Raw genomic sequence first — 24,625 nt, forward strand, 5'->3', positions numbered from 1 at the left:
AACTACGTTGCCGAATACCGCCGCCAAAACAGGCTCCCAGCCGACGGCTCAACGTGCTTTAGGCCCGCCCCGAAGGGGCGATCAACGCGAGTCAAATGCTCATTTAGTCCACTAAACTCCGCTTTTTCGCCTGTTTCTTGTGCCCTCGGGGTATTTTCTTGTCTCGGCTGCCTCGATAACGTTTTTCAACAGCCTGTTAGGCCTTTGGCACCGTGGCTTTAATGATGAGCGTGAACGTACAAGTCTGAAACAACAACAGCGGCCTTGGCCGCTGTTGTTGTTTCAGGCGTTCACTCTCCTGCCATCAGGCCAGGCTTTTCTGTGAGAAGTGAACGACCTGGCGTTCCAGCAGGCGCTGTGGTTTTTCCTGCAGGCGTTCAACCAGATAGCAGTCACCATTGGTCGGGCGAATGTAGCGGTCATCCAGCAGTTTGTCGCGAATGGCTCCGCAGTCATAAACCTCTCGGGATATTACCAGCTGATTGCTGTTGGTCTGGCCAATTAACTGACCTACCTGATGACACAGCTGTGGCAGTTGACTATAGGCGCCGGTATGCAGTGCCAGCTGCAGATTGATAATGGGCTTCAGTGCCTTGATCCGGCGCTGGTTGTAGCTCTTGTACAAGCCATTGAACATCAGCGCAGCGCAGAGCGCGTTAATGCCGTGGGCGTCATCCTTCTGCGGCTGATCGAAAACGACAATGATGTGGTCATCTTCCATCGCTTCGACCGCGCCACTGTAGAGATTGCAGGCCTGATTGATGAAGTCATGGTAGGTTGCCAGTACTTCTTCACGCTCCGGAGACGAAGCGTAACCTGCGCTCTGGCGCTGGCTCAGAAGCAACACGAACACCGTCTCATCAATCTGACTGGCCAGTGACTGGGCAATTTCCGTGGGTAAGCCGCGGTGTTCGGCCAGTGGTTCAAACGGAGGTGGTGCAGATGCTGGGGTGGCAGTGAGTGCAGATGTCACCTGAGAGGGCGTACGCGCAGCGCTTACAGCCTGGTTTAACGGCTCAAATACATCGCTCGCGCGCTGTGCTGAGGGATTCTGAGTAGTCGCCGCAGTGGCAGGAAACAGGGGTTCGGCAAACAGTGGCTCGCCAAAGCTTGCCTGCTGCAGCGGTGGCGGAGTACTGCGCACACTGGGATTGCTGGCCAGTGTCTGGGCCATGATGCTGTCAAAACTGTCTGCTGTACTGCGCTCAGAGGCGTGCTCGTTGCCTGAAGTCGCCGTCAGTGGAGCGAAGGGCGGCTCTTCAGCGGGCTCTGACGCGTCCATATCCAGGGTGAAGTCTGCCAGAGCATCACGATTGTCATGACGGAACTCGCCGGGCTGCAGATCCAGTTCGTGCTGGGGAATATCCCGCTCTTCTTCCTGTTCACCATAGTCCGGCACTTCATTGAGGTACTCGGCATGAAGACGGTTAAAGCTGTAATTGACATAGCCCCATTCATCCTGCCGGCGCTCATCCAGCGGATCGAACGTTTCGCGCATCTGTACTGCCAGGCACGCCTTGCGTAAGGCGCGTAACGGACTTTGCAGATTGAAGGCCAGAATGAGCATGGGGAGCAGCAGCACTGCCAGAATTAGCGCGTACTCATAACCATAGTGATTGATCAGGTTGGTCAGGCTCAGTGGCCAGTCAGGTGCTTTCCAGCGTATGCGCAGAATACCGACTTCCTGTTGATTGACCTGAATATGCTGCGTCTGGTCGAAGCCCTGGCTGAGGCTGCCAGCACGGGCAACCAGCTCGTCTCCGCGGTAGAGCGCAGCGGCATCAACCAGCGGATGCTGCTGCATGTCACTCACCAGAACACTAAGGCCAATGCGGTCATCGGCAATCAGCAGAGGAACGGCGGACAGCTGCGTTTGTTGCAGCAGTACATTGCGCAGGGTCTGATTCTGTTGGTCAGCAATGGCATCAAGTTGGCGGGATAGCAACAGAGCGGTCAGGACAAGGCCAGCCACTAACGTCAAAACCCATACCCAAACCAACTTAATATGCAAACCCAAGGGGGTACGTGACCGGGGTGGCGTTCTTTCCAGCATAGCGATGCGTGCCCAAGCTCCAAAATGACACAAGACGCTGATTATAGCGGGCCATCATCGGAATGCAGCTGCTTTATACAGGTTCCGCCAGGATTGTCATGAGTATGCAAGGCTACGGGCTGAGAAATGCACCCGATCGGGGTATGATGACCGCCTTTTCTATCCAACCTGTGGCTTACATCCTATGCAACCCAATCAAGCTCATTCGTCTGACAATCCTGTGCTGGCATCTGACTGCTGGATGTTGACGCTGATGGCGCCTTCTCTTGGTGCTGCGGCCATCGAAGATGCAGTCGAGCTGGCCAAGCGTTTTGGTCTGTCATTGCAAAGCAGCGTATCACCTGACAGTGAGCAGCATGCCGTGCTGTCCTTGCAGGGGCAGCTGGCTGACCGTGAGGGCTTCAAGTCCGCCTGTCTTACATTGAGTGATGCCCTGCGCGTCGACATCGTGTTGCAGGATGCCGATACCTTCAATGAGGAGTATGGCCTGGCGTGCTTCGACATGGATTCTACGCTGATCAAGGCGGAAGTGATTGATGAGCTAGCCAAGGAGGCGGGGATCGGTGATCAGGTCGCCGCCATTACCGAAGAGGCCATGCAGGGCCTGATTGATTTTCGTGAGAGTTTTACCCGTCGCATGGCGTTGCTGAATGGCCTCGACGAGTCAGTGCTGGAGATCATCGCTGCCCGGTTGCAGCTGATGGATGGTGCCGAGTTGTTGTTTGCCGGCCTTCAGCAGCGAGGGATCAAGACGGCCATCCTTTCCGGTGGTTTTACCTACTTTGCCCGTATGTTACAGCGGCGCTTAGGTATTGATCATATCTGTGCCAATGAGCTGAATGTGCTGGACGGCAAGGTGACCGGCAAGGTCCTTGAGCCTATCGTGGATGCTCAGGTCAAGGCGGACACGCTGGAGCAACTGGCTGCAGAGCTGCAGTTACCTTTACGTCGGGTTATTGCGGTAGGTGATGGTGCCAATGATCTGAAAATGTTGGCCAAGGCAGGTTTGGGTGTGGCATTCCGTGCCAAGCCACTGGTCCGCAGTAGTGCAAACTATGCCGTCAGCGTTTGCGGGTTGGATGCCATTCTGCAGATGATCGGTCCGCGCTGAGTAAGGTCGCTGAAGCGACCGACAAGGTGTTGCAGTTGCTGTTTCAGAGCGTCTGTAGAACAAGAAAAGGGCATGCCACAGGTATGCCCTTTTGCTTTCGGTGCTGACTGCCAGTCAGTCGTCGGAGGTAAAGACGTAGTCCATATGTTGATGGGGGGGTTGCAGATAATGTCCCTGAATGTATTTGATACCTGCCTGCCATAGCAAGCTCAGGCAGGACGCATTTTCCACCATCGGACCGATGATAGTTTTGCCTTTTGGGACCAGCGGAGCAATCAGGCGGGCAATTCTGGCCTGAGTGTCGGGTTGATTGACCGTGCGGATCAACGGACCGTGCAGTTTGTAGTAGTCGCAGTCAAATTGCTCCGACAGCTGTTCTGCATGGGTGGTCATACCCAGATGTTTCAGACAGAGCTTCAGGCCAAGCTGATGCAGTTGTTCACAGAACAGGGCGGCCTGACGGCCAGCGGCCCATACATCCACTTCGCTGATTTGCATCACCAGCTCGTGCTGTGGAGGGACTTCTTTCATGGTGGCTTCGAGCCAGACGAAGAAGGCAGGGTCATGAATGGCCTGAGCACTGATATTGATAAATACCCGGAGCGGCAGTTGCTGCTTCTTCAGTTGCAGACATAGACGTTCAGTGACCCACTGGTCGATCAGCAGTGCCTGCCCGGTCTGCTCCGCCTGACTCAACAGATCGACAGGGGTGATCCACTGGCCCTGATCGTCGCTCATACGCAGCAAGACTTCATAACTGGCATCGCCCGGGCTGAACAGGTTGAGGATCGGCTGATAGAACAGAGTGAAGTGATTGTGATCCATTGCTTTACGCAGCTGCTGGCGCACCTGACTGGCCGCTCGCTGACCGCCAGGAGCACTGCGCTGGGAGGTATAAACGAACAAGGACTGCCCTTGGCGCTGAGCCTGGGCGCAAGCATGGATGGCCTGATGCAGCAGTGTCTCGGCATCTGGCAGGGTGCCATGAATCTGTACCAGGCCAGCGCAGAAGCTATTGCTCATGGAGGCGCCGGTGAGGGGCAACAGACTGCCGATCTGCTCCAGTAATAGCTGGCCGCTGCCGAGTAACGCGGATTGCTTGTCAAATGGGGCCAGGACACAAAGGTGATGCTGGTCCATACAGCCAAAGTGCAGGGTGCTGGCCTCAGGAATTTCCCGCTCCAGCAGGTGTATCTGCTCTTCTGTTTCGGCGGTAGGCTCTCCCAACTCATCCAGCAGTAACCAGTTTTCCAGACGGATGGCCATTAAAGCCCATTGCACATCATTGCCCTGATGTTCACCGCGATACTGAATGTAATGGATCTGGTCCAGCAGGGAGCGGCGATCATAGGAGGCGCGATTGAGAATATCGTCGGCCTGCTCATCCAGATTGTTTTGATGGACGTCGCTGATCATGCGCACCAGAAAGACGTTTTCTGGTGAGGGAGCGAGGCATTGCAGCTGAAACTGCAGATTACCCAGCTGCTGTTCTTCGCTCAACTGCAGGTTTAACGTCTCGCCGGGACGCCAGGTAGGTAACCGTTGGTGCAGTGCAGTCAGAGCGATGGGTGAGAACACCTCAGCCATGTCCATATCTTCCAGATGCAGTTCGTCCTGAATCTGCCACAGGCGGCGATAGGCCAAATTGGCATAGGTGTGGTGCGGATAGCGCACCAGCGCGACCGGGTCAGTCTGGATATCCAGCAGGGAATGCAGTTGGGATACTTCGCTGTTGAGGTGGCGACGCAGGCGCATCTGTTGTCGCCAGCTGTGCAACAGGTCGTCCAGCAGGGCCAGACAGAATTCATCCCGCGGTGGCAGGCAGTCTTCCAGACGCAGGCAACAATCGGCCAGTACGTCAGGCGCGCGACCGGTGCTGAGCACGACCAGGGGCTGGTCCTGCAGGTGGCGGCGCTGATGGCGCAACCAGTCTGAAGCCTCTTCATCAATATGTTCACTGACCAGCAGGACGATGTCGAACTCGCCGCAGGCGGGTTCCAGCACAAAGCCTTCTTCCCTGATGAACAGTCCCATGTGCTCTGCCCGCTGACGAATATTAGCCAACACGGTCATGAAAGCATCATCCAGCGGACGCCGGATCACGATGTGTAAACAGTCACGATGAAGACTCATGGACGTCCTGCTTGTCTGAACAGTTTATTCGTTGGGGAATACTAGCACGGTTAACGCGTTGTAACAGCGTGGTTGCAGTATGAAATGCCTTCAGCTCATTGTGGCTGAGTCAGGTCGGGAGCGTGCTGTTTTATTGGCACTGTTTTGGCTGTAAAGGCAGTCGATGAGGGGAGAAGGGGCTACCAGCACAGCCTGTTACCAGGCTGTGCTGTATCGAGTACGGTGGCTCAGTCTGCAGACTGAACAGTATGCAGCTGGCCCATGGCTTCGCCCATCCTTGTGGCGCGTCCAGCCTGCCATCCCTGCAGCCAGTCAACTTTGTCTGCACCGAACAGCACGATGGCGGTAGAGCCCAGCCAGAAACGGCCCAATTCCTCACCGCGCTTTAATACGACGGGCTCAGGTAGGCTCTGGTAGCGGGTCAGTTGCGGTTTCTTTGGCTGCGGTGTCACTTGCCCTGACCACACCGTTTCTATCCCGGCGACGATCATGGCGCCGACCAGAACCACCGCCATGGGTCCAACGTCGGTATCAAAAATGCAAACCAGACGCTCGTTGCGGGCGAACAGGTTGTCGACGTTCTCGGCGGTAGTTTGATTAACGGAGAAAAGGTCGCCGGGAACATAGATCATTTCCCGCAGCGTCCCGCCGTAGGGCATGTGTACCCGGTGATAATCACGAGGCGAGAGGTAGACTGTAGCGAAATGGCCATTGTCGAATGCTGCCGCACGCTGTGTATCGCCACCCAGCAGAGCTGTGACGCTGTAAGAACGGCCTTTGGCCTGCAGAATGCGTCCCTGCTCAAGTTTGCCTATCTCGCTGATATTGCCGTCGGCGGGACAGACCACCAGATCCTGCTGTTCCGGCAACGGGCGAGCGTTGTCGAGTAGCGCTCGGGTGAAGAAGGCGTTGAAGTGTGGGTAGTTGTTGAGCACCGGATCGGCCGCTTCGCTCATATCCACCTGGTAGTGCTGAGCAAAACGGCGGATCAGGGCATTTTTCAGCCAGACGGTACGGTTGCTGGCCAGCCAGCCAACGAGGCGGCTCAGTGCGTGCTGGGGAATCAGATGTTGAAAGTAGATAAACAAAGCAGACTTCACACTATTCTCCGTTGCTGGATAGATCGTTGGTCACCGGGGTGTCCGGATGGTTGCCCCACTCGAACCAGGAGCCGTCATAGCAGTGCACGTGGGGGTAGCCCAGTGCCTTGGCGGCCAGATAGGTGAGGCCGGAACGGCGGTGGGTTTGGCAATGGGTAACAATGGTCTTGTCTGGCGTCAGTCCGCGATCGGCTAACAGACTGTGCAGTTCTTCTGCGGGCTTCAGTCGTGGCAGTTGCTGATCCTGCAGCAGATCGGTCCATTCCAGCCAGATGGCGCCGGGGATATGCCCGCCCTTGCTGGCGTTGATGACTTTCTCACCGGTGAATTCTTCGCGGGTGCGGGCATCCCAGACCGTCAGGTGCTGGTGATTCAGCAGGTCTTGCAATGTCGTTCGCACCGGCTCCAGATAGGTGGCGGTGTAAAGCGTTGCTTCGCGGTGATGGCTGTCCTGCTCCAGATCAAAACCTGCGGCCACCCAGGCCGGTAGCTGACCGTTGAGAACGGACACCTGCCGATGACCGAGCAGATGCAGGGTCCACAGCAGGCGACCGGCCCAAGGCCCCATTTGATCGTCATAGGCTACCACCCAGGTATCGGGAGTCATGCCTACTGCAGAAAGCCGCTCGCTGAGCTGAGCCTCACTGGCGACGTAGTTCGGTACAGGGCCTTCTCCACGTAGCAGTAAGGAAGCAGGGAAGTGAATCGCTCCAGGAATGTGGCCGCGCTGGTAATTTTCGGCACTGGAAAGATCAAGGATCAGTAATTGCGGGGCGTGCAACTGACGATGCAGCGCATCCGCCTCAATCAGGACAGGACAGGACATGATCAGGATCTCATCTGTTGGCGGGCGCGATAATAGAGGGTCACCCCTCGATTGGCAGCCTGCACCAGTTGACGAAAGGCGTTGTAATGCATGGGTCTGACATCACCGCGCAGACCTGCATCGGCATAGACAACAGCAATGGGGCGTTTGCCCAGAAAAATCGACATCATAAAGAATTCTTGGGGATGACATAGCGACTGAAAAGCCTCAGGAAGCAGGCTCTGTACTTTGTCGCGATTTTTGTCATTGACCCACAGACTGCCCGGCTGGCTGCACAGACGCTGGAAAATGCTGGCGGTGTGCAGTGGCTGGCGAAAATGCTTGAAGGCTTCAACGCCGCTATCGCCAGCTGCAAGACGACCTGCAATCTCCTTGCTGTCCTGACTGGTCATCAGGATGGCGCAACGCTGCAAACCGATACCATCATGCATGCCTTCGAGCAGGCTCTGCATGATGGCCCCCAAAGAGCTGAGCTGCTTGTCGGCATTGTTGAGCTGGAACAGCCTGTCCTGATAGTGGCGCTCATCAAACAGTTTGCCCGGTAGTATGCGCTGCTGGGCCTGAGGGCGTGCCGTCACTGTTCTGCTGCCCTGCTGGTGGGGCATGCGGTAGGCAATAGGCTGGTCATCCGGCGCCATGATCAGACGGCTGGCGGGCGCAATGATGCCCGGCGTGGCGTAGGCTGCTGCTGCGATCACGGCTGTACGATGGCAGCGGGCGCTGGCTTCCTCTCTGGTCAGACGTAACACATCACCGATGATCGGCATCAAACGGTCCATACCCTGACCGTACCAGCCAAAATGGGCGGTATGGGCAACCCAGTTGGCCATCTTGGCCAGCATCCACGGGGCGTGCACCAGATGGTTGAGCATACGCTCCTGATCGGGATTCAGCTCATCGCCTCTTGCGCGGCGCTGCAGGCTGCTGAGCAGGCGCTTGTCTGCTGCGTTTTCCATATCGAGGGCATTGACCAGTACTTCCGGTAACTGCCAGCGCAATGCCAGCCCGTGGGCGATTGCCTGCGCCGGGCAACCCAGTACATTGCTCTCTGCCAAAATGGGGTCCAGTTGCTGTTCATGAATCAGGCCGTAGACCTGGCTGATGGCATCAGGTGCGAAGCGCCACAGGCTCCAGTAAATAAAGCCGTATAACATGCCTGCCGCGTAGAGCTGGGCAATCTGTGTCGGGCGCAGTTGCTTGGCCCAGTCGCGGGCCTGAAAGGCAGCATGCAGTGAGTTGGCAACGGCATACAGATACTGGCGGTGGGCCACGCTCTGGTTGTTCATCTGCAGTACCGGGGCATTGTCCAGCACTTCACGGATACGCTGCAGGCCAAGGCTGCTGAGTGCGTGGTCCAGAGTGCGGATGTCCGTTTCCTGATTGTTGTTGAGCTGGTTGGCGTGTCGCAGCAAATGCAGGCTTAACACAGGGTCTGCCTGCAGGGCGGGCGCCAGTTCCATCAGTGCCACGTCAGGGCGGCGCAACTGATGTAACAGAAACTGTCGGCTATGGGCCATGATGGGGAGTGGCTTGTCGGCCAGAAATTCTACCCATTGCTCTGCACCATAGGGAGAGTCGCTCATTACTCGGTCTCCAGACGCAGTTGCGCCTCTTCATCCAGTGAATTGAGAATCTGTTGATAGCTCAGCATCCGCGGCTGGCTGATCGCCCCTTCTTCCAGTGCTTTACGCAAAGCACAGCCTGGCTCGCGATCATGACGGCAGTCGCGGAAGCGGCAATGGCCGAGGAAGGGGCGAAACTCGGCAAAGCCTTCCAGCAGCTCGTCAGGGCTAAGATGCCAGAGAGCGAATTCGCGAATTCCCGGAGAGTCGATCAGGTCGCCACCACTGGGGAAGTGGAACAGGCGGGCTGTGGTGGTAGTGTGAGTGCCTTTGCGGGTGCCCTCGGAAAGGGCGCCGACGCGCAGATCAACCCCTGGCAGCAGCTTGTTGATCAGGGATGACTTACCGACGCCTGACTGGCCAACAAAGACGCTGATATGACCTTTGAGGCTGTCAATCAGCAAGTCCAGACCATGGTCCGCTTTGGTGCTGGCACGCATGACCTGATAGCCGATTTGCTCATAGCGCTGCAACAGGGATTCCAGTGCGCTGCGGTTACTATCGCTGATCAGGTCGGTCTTGTTCAGTAGCAGGATGGGGCGAATGTCACTGAGTTCGGCTGCCACCAGGTAACGGTCGATCAGGTTGGCGTAGGGCGTGGGCTCAGGGGCAATGGTAATGATGATCAGATCGATATTGGCCGCCACCGCCTTCAGTTCACCATGTGGGGTAGGGCGTTTGAGCACACTGCTGCGTGGCATATTGGCCACCACCACGCCCTCATCAGGGCCAGGCCGCCAGATGACATCGTCACCAGTCACCAGCGGCTCAAGGTTGGCGCGTAGATAGCAGCGCATCTGTTGCCCCTGCATTTCCCCATCGACCGCCTCCACGTCCACTTGGCGACCATAATGAGCAATCACCCGACCGCGGATTTCCGGGCCTAGTTCTCCGGCATTGAGCTGGGCGCTGAAACGCTCCTCATGCTGATGAGCGCGCTGTACCCGCTCATCCTGGATTTTCTTGATGCGCCAAGACTGGCGTCTGGTTAGGTTCCGTTTGCTCATCTGATCCTGAGGTGACAAAGCTGCTCGCGAGGGAGGATGCCGCTGCCGCGTGTTGAGAAGTAACCCAGCATTTTGCCTGACATCCCGACAAGGTGCCACGTTTGCCGCTGCGGGGAGGGGCTCCTATGTGTTACCACAGGTGCCTCATGCGCTCAGGCTGGTTAGAATAGGGCGCAATTGTGAGTATGTTTAGAGGTGGGAGAGCAGTATGGCGGCGGATAATCGTTGGGTATGGATGGATCTGGAAATGACCGGTCTGAACCCTGAACAGGACCGTATTCTGGAGTTGGCAGTACTGATCACCGATTATGACCTCAACGTTGTTGCTGAAGGCCCGGTGTGGGTCGTGCATCAGAGCGATGACGTGCTCAATGGGATGGATGAGTGGTGTACCCGCACCCATGGCGAGTCAGGTCTGACCGAGCGGGTGCGCAACAGTACGCTGGATGAGGCTGGCCTGCAGGCTGCTCTGCTTGAGTTTTTGCAGTCCCATGTGGCGGCAGGAAGCTCTCCTCTGTGTGGCAACTCCATCTGGCAGGATCGCCGCTTTATTGCCCGCTATCTGCCCGAGGTGGATCAGTATCTGCATTACCGCATGATTGATGTCAGCACGCTGAAAGAGCTGGCTAAGCGCTGGCAGCCCGAGATGCTCAAAGGATTCCGCAAACTGGGTTCGCACCAGGCGCTGACCGATATCCAGGAGTCCATCGCTGAATTACGCTTTTATCGCGAGCATTTTCTGATTCCTGCTGCAGAGCAGGCATCCGGCGATCAGAACTAAGGGCCATGACGATCAGTACCACAACCAGTGAAAGCATTGCCGTGATGGAGCGGTTGCCGGAAGCCATCTACGCTGCGAAAACCCTTCGCCAGCTTGATAAAGAAGCTGCCCTGGCTCTGGGCATTACCGGATTCGAGCTGATGTGCCGCGCTGCCGAGGCGGCTTTTGTGCAGTTGCGCAGCGAGTGGCCGGATGTGCGCAGGCTGACGGTTGTTGCTGGCAAGGGGAATAACGGTGGTGATGGGCTAGTGCTGGCTGGTCTGGCGCTAAAACTGCACTGGCAGGTGCAGCTGCTGCTTCCTCTGGCGCCGACGCAATACCTTGAAACATTACAGGGCGAGGCCGCAGAGGCCTGGCAATGGCTGCAGCAACAGCAGCTGTCCGGGTTGTTGATGATTCACGACGGGGACGAATTGCCAGATTGTCATGGTGAGCTGGTCGTTGATGCCTTGCTGGGGACCGGACTTGCGGGAGAGGTGCAGGGGCGATATGCGGCACTGATCGACTGGATTAATGCCACAGGCAGGCCTGTTCTGGCGCTGGATATTCCCTCAGGGCTGGAGTGTGACAGTGGCAACGTGCTCGGGCGTGCTGTGCGTGCCAGCCACACCGTTACCTTTATCGGTATGAAAGCAGGCCTTCTGACCGGACAGGGCGCGGCCTATGCAGGGCAGGTGCATTGTCATGGTCTGGGGACGCCGGAGCACGTATATGCCCACCACGTACCGCTGTTGCAACGTGTAACACCGTCGCAGTGCAAGCAAGTATTGCCACCCCGACCTCGTGATGGTCACAAGGGCATGCACGGTCATGTGCTGATTGTTGGCGGGAATCTGGGTATGGCCGGGGCCGCGCTGCTGGCCGGTCGCAGCGCCTTGCGCAGTGGCGCAGGTCTGGTGAGTGTTGTTACCCGCCATGAGCATGTGCCTGCTTTTATTGCTTCCCAGCCGGAATTGATGGTGCAGGGCGTGCGCAATGGTTTGGAAGCTCAGGCCTGGATAGCTCGCGCAGATGTGCTGGTAATCGGTCCGGGGCTGGGTCGTGATGCCTGGGCCGAGCAGTTGTTGCAGCAGGCTTTGGCGTCGGCCAAACCGCTGGTCATTGATGCTGATGCTTTGCACCTGCTCAAGCATAAGCACTGGCGCCCCTCTGGCCTCTGGGTGATGACTCCCCATCCCGGTGAGGCGGCTATGCTTCTGGACCGTAACACGGCGGTGATACAACGTGAGCGCTTGCAGGCTTTGGCAGACTTGCAGCAAACCTACGGTGCGACAGTCGTGCTCAAGGGGAAAGGCACCCTGATTGCTTCCCCGGGTGCGATAAGCCAGCTGGTCAGCGAAGGTAATCCGGGCATGAGTGTGGCCGGTATGGGTGACATTCTGGCTGGAGTGATTGGCAGTCTGCTGGCACAGGGGCTGACGCCATCTGCGGCTGCCGCGGTTGGAGCGAGTATTCATGGGCGAGCTGGTGATCTGGCGGCTCTGGAGCGTGGAGAGCGTGGCTTGCTGGCAACTGATCTGCTTCCCTATATCCAGCAGCTGGTCAATCCACTCTGAGAATGTGCTCGTTATCTGTCTGGTATTGGTCGCTCGGTGTCGAAAAGTCCTTCGGAATGCTCGTTTAGGGTTGCTAAACTTCGCTTCTTCAGTGCTTTTCGCTTTGAGCGACCGGCCAGCGGCTGAGGTCGTGAACATGTTCTCGGGCTGAGTCTGTTTTTCTGAAATGTTGGAAGATGTTATGAGTTCAGTGTCTTTTCCTCCTCAGGTACAACCCCTTATTGTGCGGGTTGCTGATGAGGCGGCCATGTTGATGTGGGCCGCGCAGCTGGCTGCGGTGCTTAAACAGGGCGCTGTGGTTTATCTGCACGGTAATCTCGGCATGGGCAAGACCACCCTGAGCCGCGGCGTGTTGCATGCCCTTGGACATCAGGGTGCCGTGAAGAGCCCTACCTACACGCTGGTAGAGCCTTATGAGCTTGCAGAGGTGCAGGCCTATCACTTTGACCTTTACCGTCTGGCTGATCCGGAAGAGCTGGAGTTCATGGGGATAAGGGATTATTTCGACGCTCAGTCGCTGTGCCTGGTGGAGTGGCCGGAGAAAGGCGCGGGTATTCTGCCCCGTCCTGATCTGGAAATCTGCCTGAGCCGATGGCAGGATGGTCGGGAACTGGAAGTATCCGCCACCTCTGAACGGGGTGTGCAGATGTTGAATGCGTTGAGTGCGCTACATCCCTAGAGTGACAACCCTGAGATGAAAAAACCTTGGCTGCATGGGTGGCTTCTGGGACTGTTTGGCTGGCTGCTGATTGGCAGTGCCTGTGCCCAGACCGCGGATATCCTTAATGTGCGTATCTGGCAGGCGCCCGATAATACACGTCTGGTATTCGATCTCAGTGCTCCTGTTCAGTACAAGGCGTTTCAGGTGGAGAATCCCAATCGACTGGTGCTGGATATCAGTAACAGCGTTATTCATGCCGATCTTGCTGCACTGGATATCAAGGGTTCGCTGATCGAAGGACTACGTTCAGGGATTCAGGATGGCACTACTACCCGCATTGTGATCGACCTCAAGCAGAAATTACCGTTCAGGGACTTCAGTCTGGCACCCAATAAGCAGTACGGTAATCGCCTGGTGGTTGACCTGCTGACCCCCGATTCCGCTGCTCCCGTTATTGCTCCTGCCGTTGTAAGCGCTCCTGCCGTTGTCAGTGCTCCTTCGGTACCGGCCGCTGTTCAGACAACGTCAGTGAGTACGAATCCGTCCTCACCTAACAGTGCTGTTCCGGTAGTAAGTGCAACGCCTGTGGTCGGACCATCCAGCGTAAACAGTCAGCCAAAACCCGTGGCGCCTGTGAGTTCGCCTTCCCTAAGCACTAATGGCGGTGCAGTTCCGGTGGTAAGCACTGCCCCGGTGCAGGTCATCAGCACCGGTGTTGTATCGCCCAGTGCACCCGCTGCCCCTGTCATACAGGCGCAGCCGCTGAAGTCTGAGAACTATCGTGACATCATCATCGCAGTCGATGCAGGGCACGGCGGCGAAGATCCGGGAGCTATCGGTGCCGGAGGGTTAAGAGAGAAAGATGTGGTGCTGTCGATTGCACGCCAGCTCGCACAGATGCTCGACAAGGAGCCGGGCTTCAAGGCTTATCTGACTCGCCGTGGTGACTACTATGTGGATTTGCGTAAACGTACTCGCTTGGCACGCGAAGCCAATGCGGACATGTTTGTGTCCATTCATGCGGATGCCTTCAAGAATGACAGTGCACGTGGCGCATCAGTGTGGACGCTGTCTGAGCGGGGGGCGACCAGTGAAATGGGGCGCTGGCTGGCGCAGACGGAGAATAATGCTGACCTGATTGGTGGCGTCGGTGGTGTCAGTCTGGATGATAAGGACGAAGTGCTGGCGGGTGTGCTGCTGGATTTGTCTATGACAGGTACGCTCAAACTGAGTGATCAGGTGGGTAAGGATGTGCTGGGGCAGGTTGGGCGTATTGCCCGGTTGCACAAGAATCATGTCGAGCGGGCAGGCTTTGTGGTGCTGAAATCACCCGATATCCCTTCCATTCTGGTTGAAACGGGCTTTATCTCCAACTCTCATGAGGCGTCGCAACTGCGCACCAAGAGCTATCAGCAGCAGCTGGCGACCTCTATTTTTAACGGTATCAAACATCACTTCTACAGCCAGCCGCAACCTAATACCTGGATAGCGGCCAAAGTGCGCCAGCCTGACCTGCCTGTGATCTCGGCAACGGCACTGAAGCCCGCTGACCGGGTGCTCTATAAGGTGGGTCCTGGCGATACCCTGTCAGCCATCGCCGCCCGCAATAAGGTCAGTCTGTCACGTCTGTTGCGGGAAAATGATCTGGATCATCAGACGGTGATCAAGGTGGGTCAGGTGCTGGTCATTCCTTCTTCCTGATAAAGAGCTGTCTCACCGCTCTTTCCTGCACGATGTCATCCATCCCAGTCCGGTTATCACGTTTATGAGTACAGTCACTACCAGCAAACGCATCCACAGTCTGAGCCCGCGACTGGCTAACCAGATCGCAGCGGGTGAGGTGGTTGAGCGCCCGGCATCTGTCATCAAAGAACTGCTGGAAAATAGCCTGGATGCAGGGGCGTCGCGTATTGATATCGATGTGGAGCAGGGCGGTATCAAGCGGCTGCAAGTACGTGACAATGGTAGCGGCATTCATGCGGATGATCTGCCTCTGGCGCTCAGTCGTCACGCTACCAGTAAGATTCTTACTCTGGAGGACCTGGAGGCTGTCGCCAGTCTGGGTTTTCGTGGTGAAGCGCTGGCCAGTGTCAGTTCTGTGTCGCGGCTGGTGCTGACATCCCGTGCCGAAGGAGCAGAGCATGCATTTCGTGTAATCGCGGAGGGGCGAGACATGGCCACAGAAGTCAGCCCTGCTGCTCATCCTCAGGGGACTACAGTTGAAGTGCGTGATCTGTTCTTCAATACCCCGGCACGACGTAAGTTCCTGCGAACTGACAAAACAGAATATGGCCATCTGGAAGAGGTGGTGCGGCGTCTGGCCCTGAGTCGTTTCGACGTTGGCTTTACCTTGCGTCACAACCAGAAGGTCAGTCTGAGTCTCAGTCCTGCGCGTACCGAGCTTGAGCGAGAGAAACGTATTGGTCAGCTGTGTGGCAGTGCTTTTTTGCAGCAGTCCGTTGTGGTGGATATCAATAACGGCCCTCTGCGTCTGCATGGCTGGGTTGGCTTGCCTACCTTTTCCCGTAGCCAGCAGGATCAGCAGTATTTCTTCGTCAATGGCCGGGTGATTCGTGATCGTCTTGTTGCTCATGCCATTCGTCAGGCTTATCAGGATGTGCTCTACAACGGCCGTCATCCGGTGTTTGTGTTGTATCTCTATGTGGATCCGGCAGTTGTTGATGTGAACGTGCATCCGACCAAGCATGAAGTGCGCTTTCGAGATGGCCGGTTAGTGCATGACTTTATTTTCAGCAGCTTGCATCGGGCGCTGGCTGAGGTGCGTCCACAAACGGCGCAAGATGCGACCGAACCCCTGTCTGTGGCGTCTGTCACGATGGTGCAGGGCAAAGAAGCGGGAGAGTTTCAGGGACAGGGGTGGATGAATCTGCCTCCGGCTGGCAGCACGCCCGGAGTGGGTCAGATCCGGGAGCAGATGGCAGGATATGCGCGGTTGCATCCAGCGCAGGATGCACAGTCGACAGCTTATGGGCAGACGACAACCGTAGCTGAGTCAGGGCTCGGGGCGACATATGCTTCAGGGGCAAAGCAAGTCTTTCCTCAAGAAAGCATGGCAATGCAGGGTTTGCCTGCTGCGAGTGCTGATGTCCCTCCACTGGGCTTTGCTGTAGCCCAGTTGCATGGCATCTATATTCTGGCGCAGAACCAACAGGGCTTGGTGGTGGTGGATATGCATGCGGCTCATGAGCGGATCGTTTATGAACGGATGAAGTCAGCCTGGAGTGGCGAGGGTATCAAGTCTCAGCCATTGCTGGTACCGGTTTCCATGGCCGTCAGCGAGCGCGAGGCAAGTGTTGCAGAAGAGCATGAAGAGTCTTTTCAGCGTCTGGGCTTTCGTGTGCAGCGTATGGGGGCTGAAAACCTGGTTATTCGTGAAGTGCCAGCTCTGTTGCGTCAGGCTGAGGTACCGCAGCTGGTGCGTGATGTGCTTGCAGACCTGCAGGAGTTTGGTCAGAGCTCCAGAGTGGGAGAGCAAATCAACGAGTTGTTGGGCACTATGGCATGCCACGGCGCGGTTCGTGCGAATCGTCAGCTGACGCTGGAGGAAATGAACGGTTTGCTGCGTGATATGGAGCGTACTGAGCGCAGTGGACAGTGCAATCACGGTCGTCCTACATGGTCACAACTGACCCTGAAGGATCTTGATCGTTTATTTATGCGCGGCCAGTAAAAGAGTGATCGTGTGCTCTGAATTTTGAATTGATGAGGGGGATTGCAGTACCATTCTCCACCTTTCGCGTTAACTGATCTCAGGTGTGCATGACCTCCTTGTCTTCTGTTCTTCCGCCAGCCATTTTACTAATGGGGCCAACTGCTGCAGGCAAAACGGCCCTGGCTTTTGAGCTGGCTGAGCGCTTTCCTTGCGACATTATTAGTGTCGATTCGGCACTGATCTATCGTGGTATGGATATTGGTACCGCCAAGCCAAGTGCAGCTGAACTGGCCCGTTACCCCCATCAGCTTATCGATATTCGTGATCCCAGTGAGGCGTATTCAGCCGCCGACTTCCGTCAAGATGCACTGGAGCTAATGGCTGCCAGTACGGCCAGAGGGCGTATTCCTCTGCTAGTAGGCGGCACGATGATGTACTACAACATCCTGCTTCAGGGCATGGCCAGTCTGCCTTCCGCAGATCCGGCTTTTCGGCAGCAAATGGAAAGTGAAGCCCTGGAACACGGGTGGGTGAAGTTACATCAGCGATTGCAAGAGGTTGATCCTGAGTCGGCAGCACGCATACGCCCCAGTGATCCTCAACGTCTGCAACGTGCCTTAGAAGTATACTTTTTGACTGGCAAATCGCTAAGTCAGCATTGGCAGGAGCAAGAGCAGCAGGTTCTACCGTACCGTACGATTGAAATAGCCTGGAGTCCTGCTGATCGTAGTGTGTTGCATCAGCGAATTGCGTTACGTTTTGAGCAGATGCTGAGCGCAGGTTTTCTCTCTGAGGTGGAGTCCTTGAAGCAGCGTTCTGACCTGCACGCAGCGCTGCCATCCATACGTTGTGTGGGCTATCGGCAAGCGTGGTGCTACCTCGATGGCGAGGACGACTATTCAACCTTTGTACAAAAAGGAATTGCTGCAACGCGACAATTGGCAAAGCGTCAGCTAACATGGTTGCGAGGGTTCGAACATGTGCACTGGATTGATTCCACCTCCTCGCAGGCACTGGATAGTGCCTTGAAATTGCTGGAGTCTGGCCTCAGTTAAGTGTATAAGTAGGCAATCCAGCTTCAGGCGCGCAGGAAATCGCGTCTATTTTTTATCATGGTCGGCGTCTCGGCCAACCTCCAATTGCTAAGGAGCATCAGAATGTCAAAAGGGCAATCTTTACAAGACCCTTTCCTCAATGTACTGCGCAAAGAGCGCGTACCTGTGTCTATTTTCTTGGTTAATGGCATCAAACTGCAGGGGCAGATCGAGTCTTTCGATCAGTTCGTTATCCTGCTGAAAAATACTGTCAGTCAGATGGTATATAAGCATGCTATTTCCACTGTTGTGCCGGCCCGCCCGGTGAAACTGCCGGGGGTGGATGAAGTCCCAGCCGGTTGATGTGAGGTGATGATTGTTCTTTGAACGTCCTGATACAGGTGAACGTGCCGTTCTCGTTCACCTGGATATGTATGATGATGCAGAACGGGAAGATCCTGCCGAATTTCAAGAGCTTGTTGTCTCTGCTGGTGCCGTTCCCGTGGCACTGGTGACAGGTTCGAGAAGCACTCCCAATCCCAAATTTTATGCTGGCTCAGGCAAAGTCGACGAGATTCGCGACACGGTTCGTGATCTTGAGGCTGAAGTTGTGCTGTTCAATCATGCGCTTAGCCCGGCTCAGGAGCGCAACCTTGAGCACGCGTTACAGTGTCGTGTACTGGATCGCACGGGGTTGATACTTGATATTTTTGCTCAGCGTGCACGTACTCACGAAGGTAAGCTTCAAGTAGAGTTGGCTCAGCTTGAACATATGTCTACTCGCCTGGTGCGCGGGTGGACTCACTTGGAACGTCAGAAGGGCGGTATAGGTTTGCGAGGTCCTGGGGAAACTCAGTTGGAAACAGACCGACGCCTTTTGCGTGAGCGAATCAAATATATACATAAGCGCTTGGATAAGGTTCGCAAGCAGCGTGATCAGGGGCGACGTGCGCGTTTGCGTGCCGAAATACCTACAGTTTCATTGGTGGGATATACCAACGCTGGCAAGTCTACGCTGTTTAACAGCCTGTCGTTGGCTGGCGTGTATGCTGCCAATCAGTTGTTTGCCACATTGGATCCGACGTTACGGCGTCTGCAGATGCCTGATATTGGTCCCATCATTCTGGCCGATACCGTTGGCTTTATACGTCACTTGCCGCATAAGTTGGTGGATGCCTTCCAGGCTACCTTGCAAGAAACTTCTGAGGCCAGCTTGCTCTTGCATGTGGTTGACGCGGCCAGTGCGGAACGCGACCGTAATCTTGAGGCAGTCAATCTGGTGTTACAGGAAATTGACGCTGCCGATATTCCTGCACTAATGGTCTTTAATAAGATTGATCTGATGGAGCGGGTAGAGCCTCATATAGATCGAAATAGTAAAGGTCGGCCCATCGCTGTCTGGCTGTCAGCACAACGCGGTGAAGGTTTAGAGTTGCTGCAGCAGGCAATTGCTGAATGTCTTGGCGATGACTTGTTTGCGGAGACTTTGACGCTGAAACCAGCTGAAGGTGCCATGCGTGCTGCGCTGTATGCTCAGGGGTGCGTGCTTGAAGAGTCCTGGGATGAGAGCGGGAACAACCTTTTGCAAGTGCGCTTACCCTTAAGCGACTTTCTGCAGATGCTCAGGCGGTGTGATATCGAGCCGGAGCGCTTTGGTTTGCGGAAGCAACACAAGGAAACTTGCGAGGACTTCGAGGCCTCCTTAGACTTCGTTGTTCCTTAGTTCTTGCAAAATTGTCACTTTGATTAGCGATGACTAGAGTGATGATTTAACGCATGGATAGATTTTCGAACAAATCAAAAAGGTAATACGGAGAACCCTATGGCTTGGAACGAGCCCGGAGGTAACGGCAACAACCCCCAGGATCCCTGGGGCTCCGGTAATCGCGGCGGTGGTAACAAAGGAGATCAGGGTCCACCTGATCTCGACGAAGTGCTGCGTAAAGTTCAGGATCAACTGAATCGCATCTTTGGTGGCAAGTCTTCTGGCGGAGGTCAAGGGGGGCGTGCCTCCGGTGGTTTCAATAGCGTCTTGCTGTTGGTGTTGATCATAGTGGTTGCGATTGCCTGGGCTGCCATGGGGTTCTATACCATTGATCAGCAGGAGCGTGGTGTGGTACTGCGCTTTGGTAAGTACAGTGAGACAGTCACTCCTGGTTTGCACTGGAATCCTCCGCTGATTGACGATGTGCGCAAGGTTAATGTAACGCGTGTGCGTTCACTTGATCATGGTGCGCAAATGCTGACCGAAGACGAGAATATCGTTGAGGTGAACATGTCTGTGCAGTATGTGGTCGCTGATCCCAAGGCCTTCGTGCTGAATGTGCGAGATCCGGAAGCCAGCTTGTCGCAGGCAACGGAGAGTGCTTTGCGTCACGTGGTTGGTAGCTCAGAAATGCATTCTATTTTGACCGAGGGGCGTGAAACCCTGGCAGCGTCTGTGCAGGAGCGTTTGCAGGAATACGTCAATCGCTATGGTACAGGCCTGCAGGTAAGTCGGATCAACATTGAAAACGCGATGGCTCCCAAACAGGTTCAGTCCGCCTTTGATGATGTTATCAAGGCGCGAGAAGATGAGCAGCGAGTCAAGAATGAGGCGGAAACCTATGCTAATGGTGTTGTGCCAGAAGCGCGTGGTGCTGCTCAGCGTGTGCTGGAAGAGGCCAATGCCTATCGTGATGAAGTGGTGGCTCGGGCGCAAGGGGATGCAGAGCGCTTCCTGAAGCTGATGAATGAATATCATAAAGCTCCAGAGGTCACTCGTGAGCGTTTGTACCTGGATACGGTCGAAAATGTCTATGCCAACAGTGCAAAGGTGATTGTTGACGGCAAAGGCTCCAACAACATGATGTATTTGCCTCTGGATAAGCTGGCCGAAGCTAGTCAGGACGCCAAGGCTGCCCGTAAGATGGCCGCGCAGTCTTCTTCCTTGAGCAATGGCGACATCCAGCAACTGACTGATGAAGTGCTGAATGAGCTGCGTAAGCGTCAAGCTGTCTCTACCACTACACGGGAGGGGCGCTAATGTCTAACAAGTCTTTTACAACCATCATTTTGCTGTTGGCTGTTGTTATCGCAGCGATGAAGTCGCTCTACGTCATCAATGAAACTGAGCGTGCTGTAGTGCTGCGTTTTGGTGAAGTTGTCAACGCTGACGTGAAGCCTGGTCTGCATGCCAAGATTCCGTTTATCGACAATGTTCGTGTCTTTGACAGCCGTGTGCTTACTATGGATTCGACTCCGCAACGCTATCTGACTCTGGAAAAGAAAGCGCTGATTGTTGACTCTTTTGTGAAGTGGAATATTCAGGACGTTGAGAAGTACTACACTGCTACCTCAGGTGATGAGTTTCAGGCAGCCAAGATACTTGCTGCACGGGTAGATACTGGACTGCGCAACCAGTTTGGCTCCAGAACCCTCAATCAGGTGGTTTCAGGTAAGCGAGATGAGGTGATGAGTGAGCTGACTGAAAAGCTTACCCAGGCGACCGAAGCTGAGCTTGGCATCCGGGTTCGTGATATTCGTATCAAAAAAATCGACCTGCCACCTGAAGTTAGTCAGTCCGTTTATGAACGTATGCGCACAGAGCGCGAGCGTGAAGCACGTGAGTTGCGCTCACGTGGTAAAGAATTGGCTGAGGGTATCAAGGCTGATGCTGATCGTCAGCGCACGATAATTAAGGCAAACGCTTATCGTGACTCTGAGCGTATTCGAGGTGAGGGAGACGCGCAGGCAGCTTCTATTTACTCAAGAGCGTATCAGCAGGATCCACAGTTCTATTCTTTCTACCGCAGCCTGAGTGCGTACAAGAACTCATTGGGTAAAGAGGGTGATCTGATGGTTATTCAACCTGACAGTGATTTCTTCCGCTTCCTCAATGATCCTAGCGGTGCGAAGTCATCTTCAGGTGAAAAATAGAGCAATTAGCAGTTGGAGTTATTCCCGCTGATCTAATTCGTGATAGTATTGGTCACCGGGCTTTTTTAAGCCCGGTTTTTTTTGCGTGCGCGTTATGGAATGGCTCAGAGCTCTTCCTCAACGCCTGCAGGCTCAGTAATACGCTGAGCCCGTATCTCGAACACCACCGAGCACTGCCAGAAAAGCCATGAACAGCGACTTTTGGCAGACACTGGCCTTGGCCTTCTGTCTGTTGTTGGTATTGGAAGGCATTCTTCCGTTTCTTAACCCGCGAGGCTGGAAGCAGATGATGACTCAGTTAACTGACATGAGTGATCTTTCGCTGCGCCTGTGGGGGCTGGGAAGTATGCTGGCAGGTGTATGCCTGCTTTACTTGATTCATTAGAGCCCAAGGCTTGCGGAGACCGTGATGACACTTGCCGATCGTTGGCTGTTGCCAGATGGCGTGAAAGAAGTGCTGCCGCCCGAGGCTGAACGCATTGAAAGTGTTCGCCGTCAATTGCTAGACCTGTATCGTGGCTGGGGCTATGACTTGGTCATGACTCCTCTGATCGAATACCTTGAGTCGCTGCTGACCGGTACAGGGCATGATCTGGAGTTGTTGACCTTCAAGGTGACGGATCAGCTGACTGGTCGCATGATGGGGGTGCGGGCAGATATTACCCCTCAGGTGGCGCGTATTGATGCCCACTGTCTGCACAACACTGGTGTCGTGCGTTTATGTTATGCCAGCCCTGTTCTGCACACCCGTCCGGCGTATCTGCAAGCTTCCCGTAATCCTCTTCAACTAGGGGCGGAGCTTTATGGTCACGATGGCGCTGCTTCGGACGTTGAGGTTATTCAGCTGATGCTGGAAACCTTGCGGACTACCGGTGTACGTCAGGCGGTGACACTGGATTTGAATCAGGTGGATATCTACCGCCAACTGGCTCGCCATGCTGGTCTGGATGCACAGCAGGCCGAGGTCCTGACCGAAATTCTGCAACGTAAATCTTTGACCGAATTGCGTAGCTATGTAGCTGCTCAGGTTGCTGACAAGCAGGCCGCAGAGTGGTTGCTGGCTTTGGCCAGTCTCAATGGAGACGTCACGGTGTTGCAGCAGGCTGAGGCACTATTTGCAGAAGCGCCTGCAGGAGTGCGTACGGCACTGGCAAACCTGCGTGATATCGTTGAGGCCGTTCAGCAGTATTCCGCAGAGGTGGATATCTATATCGATCTCAGCGAGCTTCGTGGATATAACTACCATACAGGGATAATTTTTACCGCCTATGTTCCCGGTTACGGCCAGCCCGTGGCAAAGGGAGGGCGTTATGATGATATCGGCCGCGTTTTTGGCCGAGCCAGACCTGCTACTGGATTTAGTGCTGACCTGATGGTTTTGGTGGCACTCTCTGACCAGGTGGAAGTCGAGTTACCCAAGGGGATCTATGCTCCTGCCAACCCGGATACGCTTTTGTCTGAGCGTATTGCTGCACTGCGCGTGAGCGGGGAGCGGGTCGTGGCAGGTTTGCCAGGCATGAGCGATGATCCGCGAGAACTGCGCTGTGACCGGCAGCTGCAATGGGATGGAGAGCGGTGGCAGGTTGTGTCGCTGGCTAACTGAATACGCGAACTGAATTATTGAGACCTGACTATTATGGGTAAGAATGTTGTAGTACTGGGCACCCAATGGGGTGACGAAGGTAAGGGCAAGATTGTTGACTTGCTGACTGAACAGGCAGCTGCGGTGGTGCGTTTTCAGGGGGGGCACAACGCTGGCCACACTCTGGTGATCGACGGTAAGAAAACCGTTCTCCACCTTATTCCCTCCGGGATCCTGCGTGACAACGTCACCTGTTATATCGCCAATGGTGTAGTGCTTTCTCCAGAAGCTCTGTTGAAGGAAATGGCAGAGCTGGAAACCAGTGGTGTTCCAGTCCGCGAGCGTCTGCGCATTAGCCCGGCCTGCCCGCTGATTCTGCCTTACCATGTTGCACTTGATGTGGCTCGTGAAGCGGCGCGTGGCAATAACAAGATTGGTACTACCGGCCGTGGTATCGGTCCAGCCTACGAAGACAAGGTCGCTCGCCGCGGGCTACGTGTTGGCGACATGCTGGATGCTGAACGTTTTGCCACCAAGCTTAAAGAAGTATTGGAGTATCACAACTTTGTACTGACTCAGTACTACAAAGTGGCTGCGATTGATTTTGACACTATGCTCGCTGACAGCTTGCGGATGGCCGAGGAGCTGCGTCCGATGGTAGCTGACGTGACAACTGAGTTGCATGATCATCGCCGTGGTGACGCCAACATCATGTTTGAAGGTGCTCAAGGCTCGCTGCTTGATATCGATCACGGCACCTATCCCTTTGTTACTTCTTCTAACACTACCGCTGGTGGTACCGCTACTGGATCGGGTTTTGGCCCTCTGTATCTGGATTACGTACTGGGTATTACCAAAGCCTACACGACTCGCGTCGGTTCCGGTCCTTTCCCCACCGAGCTGTTTGATAGTGTTGGCGCGCATCTGGCGCAGAAGGGCCACGAGTTTGGTGCTACCACTGGTCGTGCTCGTCGCTGCGGCTGGTTTGACTCAGTACTGTTGCGTCAGTCTGTGCAAATTAACTCCATCAGTGGCTTGTGTCTGACCAAGCTTGATGTGCTAGATGGTCTGGAAGTGGTGCGTATCTGCACTCATTATCGCGATGCGCGGGGCAATGACGTAGTCAATCCTATCGATAGTGAAGGGTATGCAGCAGTCACTCCGGTGTTCGAGGAGATGCCTGGCTGGAGTGAGTCCACCGTTGGTGTTAAACGCCTGGAGGACTTGCCTGAGGCTGCTCTGGCTTATATCCGCCGCCTGGAAGAGTTGGTGGGTGTGCCTGTGGATATTATTTCTACCGGGCCCGATCGCAACGAAACCATCGTTCTGCGCGAGCCATTCTCACTGTAAAACACAGTGAAGAGCAGGGGGCCTTGAGCCCCCTTGTGTTTTTTGTCTACGCTTTCTGGTGTGTACCGGAAGGAGGACAGTGTTTAATCATGACTGTTGCGCAGCAGATTGCCGTTATCTCGATACGGTGCTGGCATCGCGCAAAAATACAGAGCTGCTTTTTGGGCAGCGTCCGAATCGCGTGGTTCGGTTTCGCCAGGATTCCTACCTAGGAGATC

20 protein-coding genes are annotated in these 24,625 nt (G+C 55.2%); 14 read left to right on the forward strand and 6 right to left on the reverse strand.

All coding sequences use genetic code 11. The annotated features are described in order from the left end of the window. Positions 1–304 precede the first annotated feature (304 nt). Entirely contained in the window at positions 305–1,972 is a 1,668-nt protein-coding gene (locus WH50_RS06585) for a hypothetical protein (RefSeq protein ID WP_110186620.1), read from the reverse strand. Between the two features lie 265 nt (positions 1,973–2,237). Between WH50_RS06585 and serB the strand changes: the two genes are divergently transcribed. Then, a complete protein-coding gene (gene serB / locus WH50_RS06590; protein WP_110186621.1) occupies positions 2,238–3,164 on the forward strand; it encodes a phosphoserine phosphatase SerB in 927 nt (308 codons plus the stop codon). Between the two features lie 114 nt (positions 3,165–3,278). On the opposite strand, the gene WH50_RS06595 is transcribed toward serB, so the two are convergent. The 5 genes from WH50_RS06595 to rsgA all read right to left on the reverse strand — a co-directional run bounded on the left by WH50_RS06595 (position 3,279) and on the right by rsgA (position 9,852). Continuing rightward, the gene (locus WH50_RS06595) at positions 3,279–5,297 is read right to left on the reverse strand and encodes an EAL domain-containing protein (RefSeq protein WP_110186622.1); all 2,019 of its coding nucleotides are present in this window, start codon (positions 5,295–5,297) and stop codon (positions 3,279–3,281) included. A gap of 227 nt (positions 5,298–5,524) precedes the next feature. Continuing rightward, positions 5,525–6,397 carry an archaetidylserine decarboxylase gene (gene asd / locus WH50_RS06600; RefSeq protein WP_110186623.1) on the reverse strand — a complete coding sequence of 291 codons (873 nt, stop codon included), beginning with the start codon at positions 6,395–6,397 and terminating at the stop codon, positions 5,525–5,527. Position 6,398: 1 nt separating this feature from the next. Then, entirely contained in the window at positions 6,399–7,223 is an 825-nt protein-coding gene (locus tag WH50_RS06605) for a sulfurtransferase (protein WP_110186624.1), read from the reverse strand. 2 nt (positions 7,224–7,225) lie between these two features. Further along, positions 7,226–8,806, reverse strand: a complete 1,581-nt coding sequence (locus tag WH50_RS06610) for an HDOD domain-containing protein (RefSeq protein ID WP_110186625.1) — start codon at positions 8,804–8,806, stop codon at positions 7,226–7,228. Continuing rightward, positions 8,806–9,852 carry a small ribosomal subunit biogenesis GTPase RsgA gene (gene rsgA, locus WH50_RS06615; protein ID WP_110186626.1) on the reverse strand — a complete coding sequence of 349 codons (1,047 nt, stop codon included), beginning with the start codon at positions 9,850–9,852 and terminating at the stop codon, positions 8,806–8,808. The genes WH50_RS06610 and rsgA overlap by 1 nt, the downstream gene beginning before the upstream one ends. Before the next feature lie 208 nt (positions 9,853–10,060). On the opposite strand from rsgA, the gene orn reads away from it, so the two are divergent. From orn to WH50_RS06680, 13 genes are all read left to right on the forward strand, one after another. Further along, complete coding sequence (gene orn, locus WH50_RS06620) at positions 10,061–10,633, forward strand: oligoribonuclease (protein ID WP_104156856.1); 573 nt, start codon at positions 10,061–10,063, stop codon at positions 10,631–10,633. 5 nt (positions 10,634–10,638) lie between these two features. After that, positions 10,639–12,189 carry an NAD(P)H-hydrate dehydratase gene (locus WH50_RS06625; RefSeq protein WP_110186627.1) on the forward strand — a complete coding sequence of 517 codons (1,551 nt, stop codon included), beginning with the start codon at positions 10,639–10,641 and terminating at the stop codon, positions 12,187–12,189. A 181-nt stretch (positions 12,190–12,370) separates the two neighbouring features. Next, on the forward strand, positions 12,371–12,868 hold the full coding sequence (gene tsaE, locus WH50_RS06630; RefSeq protein ID WP_110186664.1) for a tRNA (adenosine(37)-N6)-threonylcarbamoyltransferase complex ATPase subunit type 1 TsaE: 498 nt from the start codon (positions 12,371–12,373) through the stop codon (positions 12,866–12,868). Between the two features lie 15 nt (positions 12,869–12,883). Continuing rightward, positions 12,884–14,551, forward strand: a complete 1,668-nt coding sequence (locus WH50_RS06635) for an N-acetylmuramoyl-L-alanine amidase (protein ID WP_110186628.1) — start codon at positions 12,884–12,886, stop codon at positions 14,549–14,551. 64 nt (positions 14,552–14,615) lie between these two features. After that, on the forward strand, positions 14,616–16,541 hold the full coding sequence (gene mutL, locus WH50_RS06640) for a DNA mismatch repair endonuclease MutL (RefSeq protein ID WP_110186629.1): 1,926 nt from the start codon (positions 14,616–14,618) through the stop codon (positions 16,539–16,541). A 131-nt stretch (positions 16,542–16,672) separates the two neighbouring features. Beyond that, entirely contained in the window at positions 16,673–17,578 is a 906-nt protein-coding gene (gene miaA / locus WH50_RS06645; RefSeq protein WP_243410019.1) for a tRNA (adenosine(37)-N6)-dimethylallyltransferase MiaA, read from the forward strand. A gap of 102 nt (positions 17,579–17,680) precedes the next feature. Continuing rightward, positions 17,681–17,920 (forward strand): RNA chaperone Hfq, encoded by a 240-nt coding sequence (gene hfq / locus WH50_RS06650; protein ID WP_104156851.1) that lies wholly within the window; start codon positions 17,681–17,683, stop codon positions 17,918–17,920. 13 nt (positions 17,921–17,933) lie between these two features. After that, positions 17,934–19,280, forward strand: a complete 1,347-nt coding sequence (gene hflX, locus WH50_RS06655; RefSeq protein WP_110186631.1) for a ribosome rescue GTPase HflX — start codon at positions 17,934–17,936, stop codon at positions 19,278–19,280. 99 nt (positions 19,281–19,379) lie between these two features. Beyond that, positions 19,380–20,582: an FtsH protease activity modulator HflK gene (gene hflK, locus WH50_RS06660; protein ID WP_110186632.1), complete on the forward strand. Its 1,203-nt coding sequence runs from the start codon at positions 19,380–19,382 to the stop codon at positions 20,580–20,582. Further along, positions 20,582–21,475: a protease modulator HflC gene (gene hflC, locus WH50_RS06665; protein ID WP_110186633.1), complete on the forward strand. Its 894-nt coding sequence runs from the start codon at positions 20,582–20,584 to the stop codon at positions 21,473–21,475. The genes hflK and hflC overlap by 1 nt, the downstream gene beginning before the upstream one ends. A gap of 187 nt (positions 21,476–21,662) precedes the next feature. Further along, complete coding sequence (locus tag WH50_RS06670) at positions 21,663–21,860, forward strand: DUF2065 domain-containing protein (protein WP_110186634.1); 198 nt, start codon at positions 21,663–21,665, stop codon at positions 21,858–21,860. Between the two features lie 24 nt (positions 21,861–21,884). Next, on the forward strand, positions 21,885–23,078 hold the full coding sequence (locus WH50_RS06675) for an ATP phosphoribosyltransferase regulatory subunit (protein WP_110186635.1): 1,194 nt from the start codon (positions 21,885–21,887) through the stop codon (positions 23,076–23,078). 33 nt (positions 23,079–23,111) lie between these two features. Next, complete coding sequence (locus tag WH50_RS06680; protein ID WP_110186636.1) at positions 23,112–24,407, forward strand: adenylosuccinate synthase; 1,296 nt, start codon at positions 23,112–23,114, stop codon at positions 24,405–24,407. Positions 24,408–24,625: the final 218 nt, after the last annotated feature.

It is taken from the genome of Pokkaliibacter plantistimulans (genome assembly GCF_003194385.1).
GTDB lineage: Bacteria > Pseudomonadota > Gammaproteobacteria > Pseudomonadales > Balneatricaceae > Pokkaliibacter > Pokkaliibacter plantistimulans.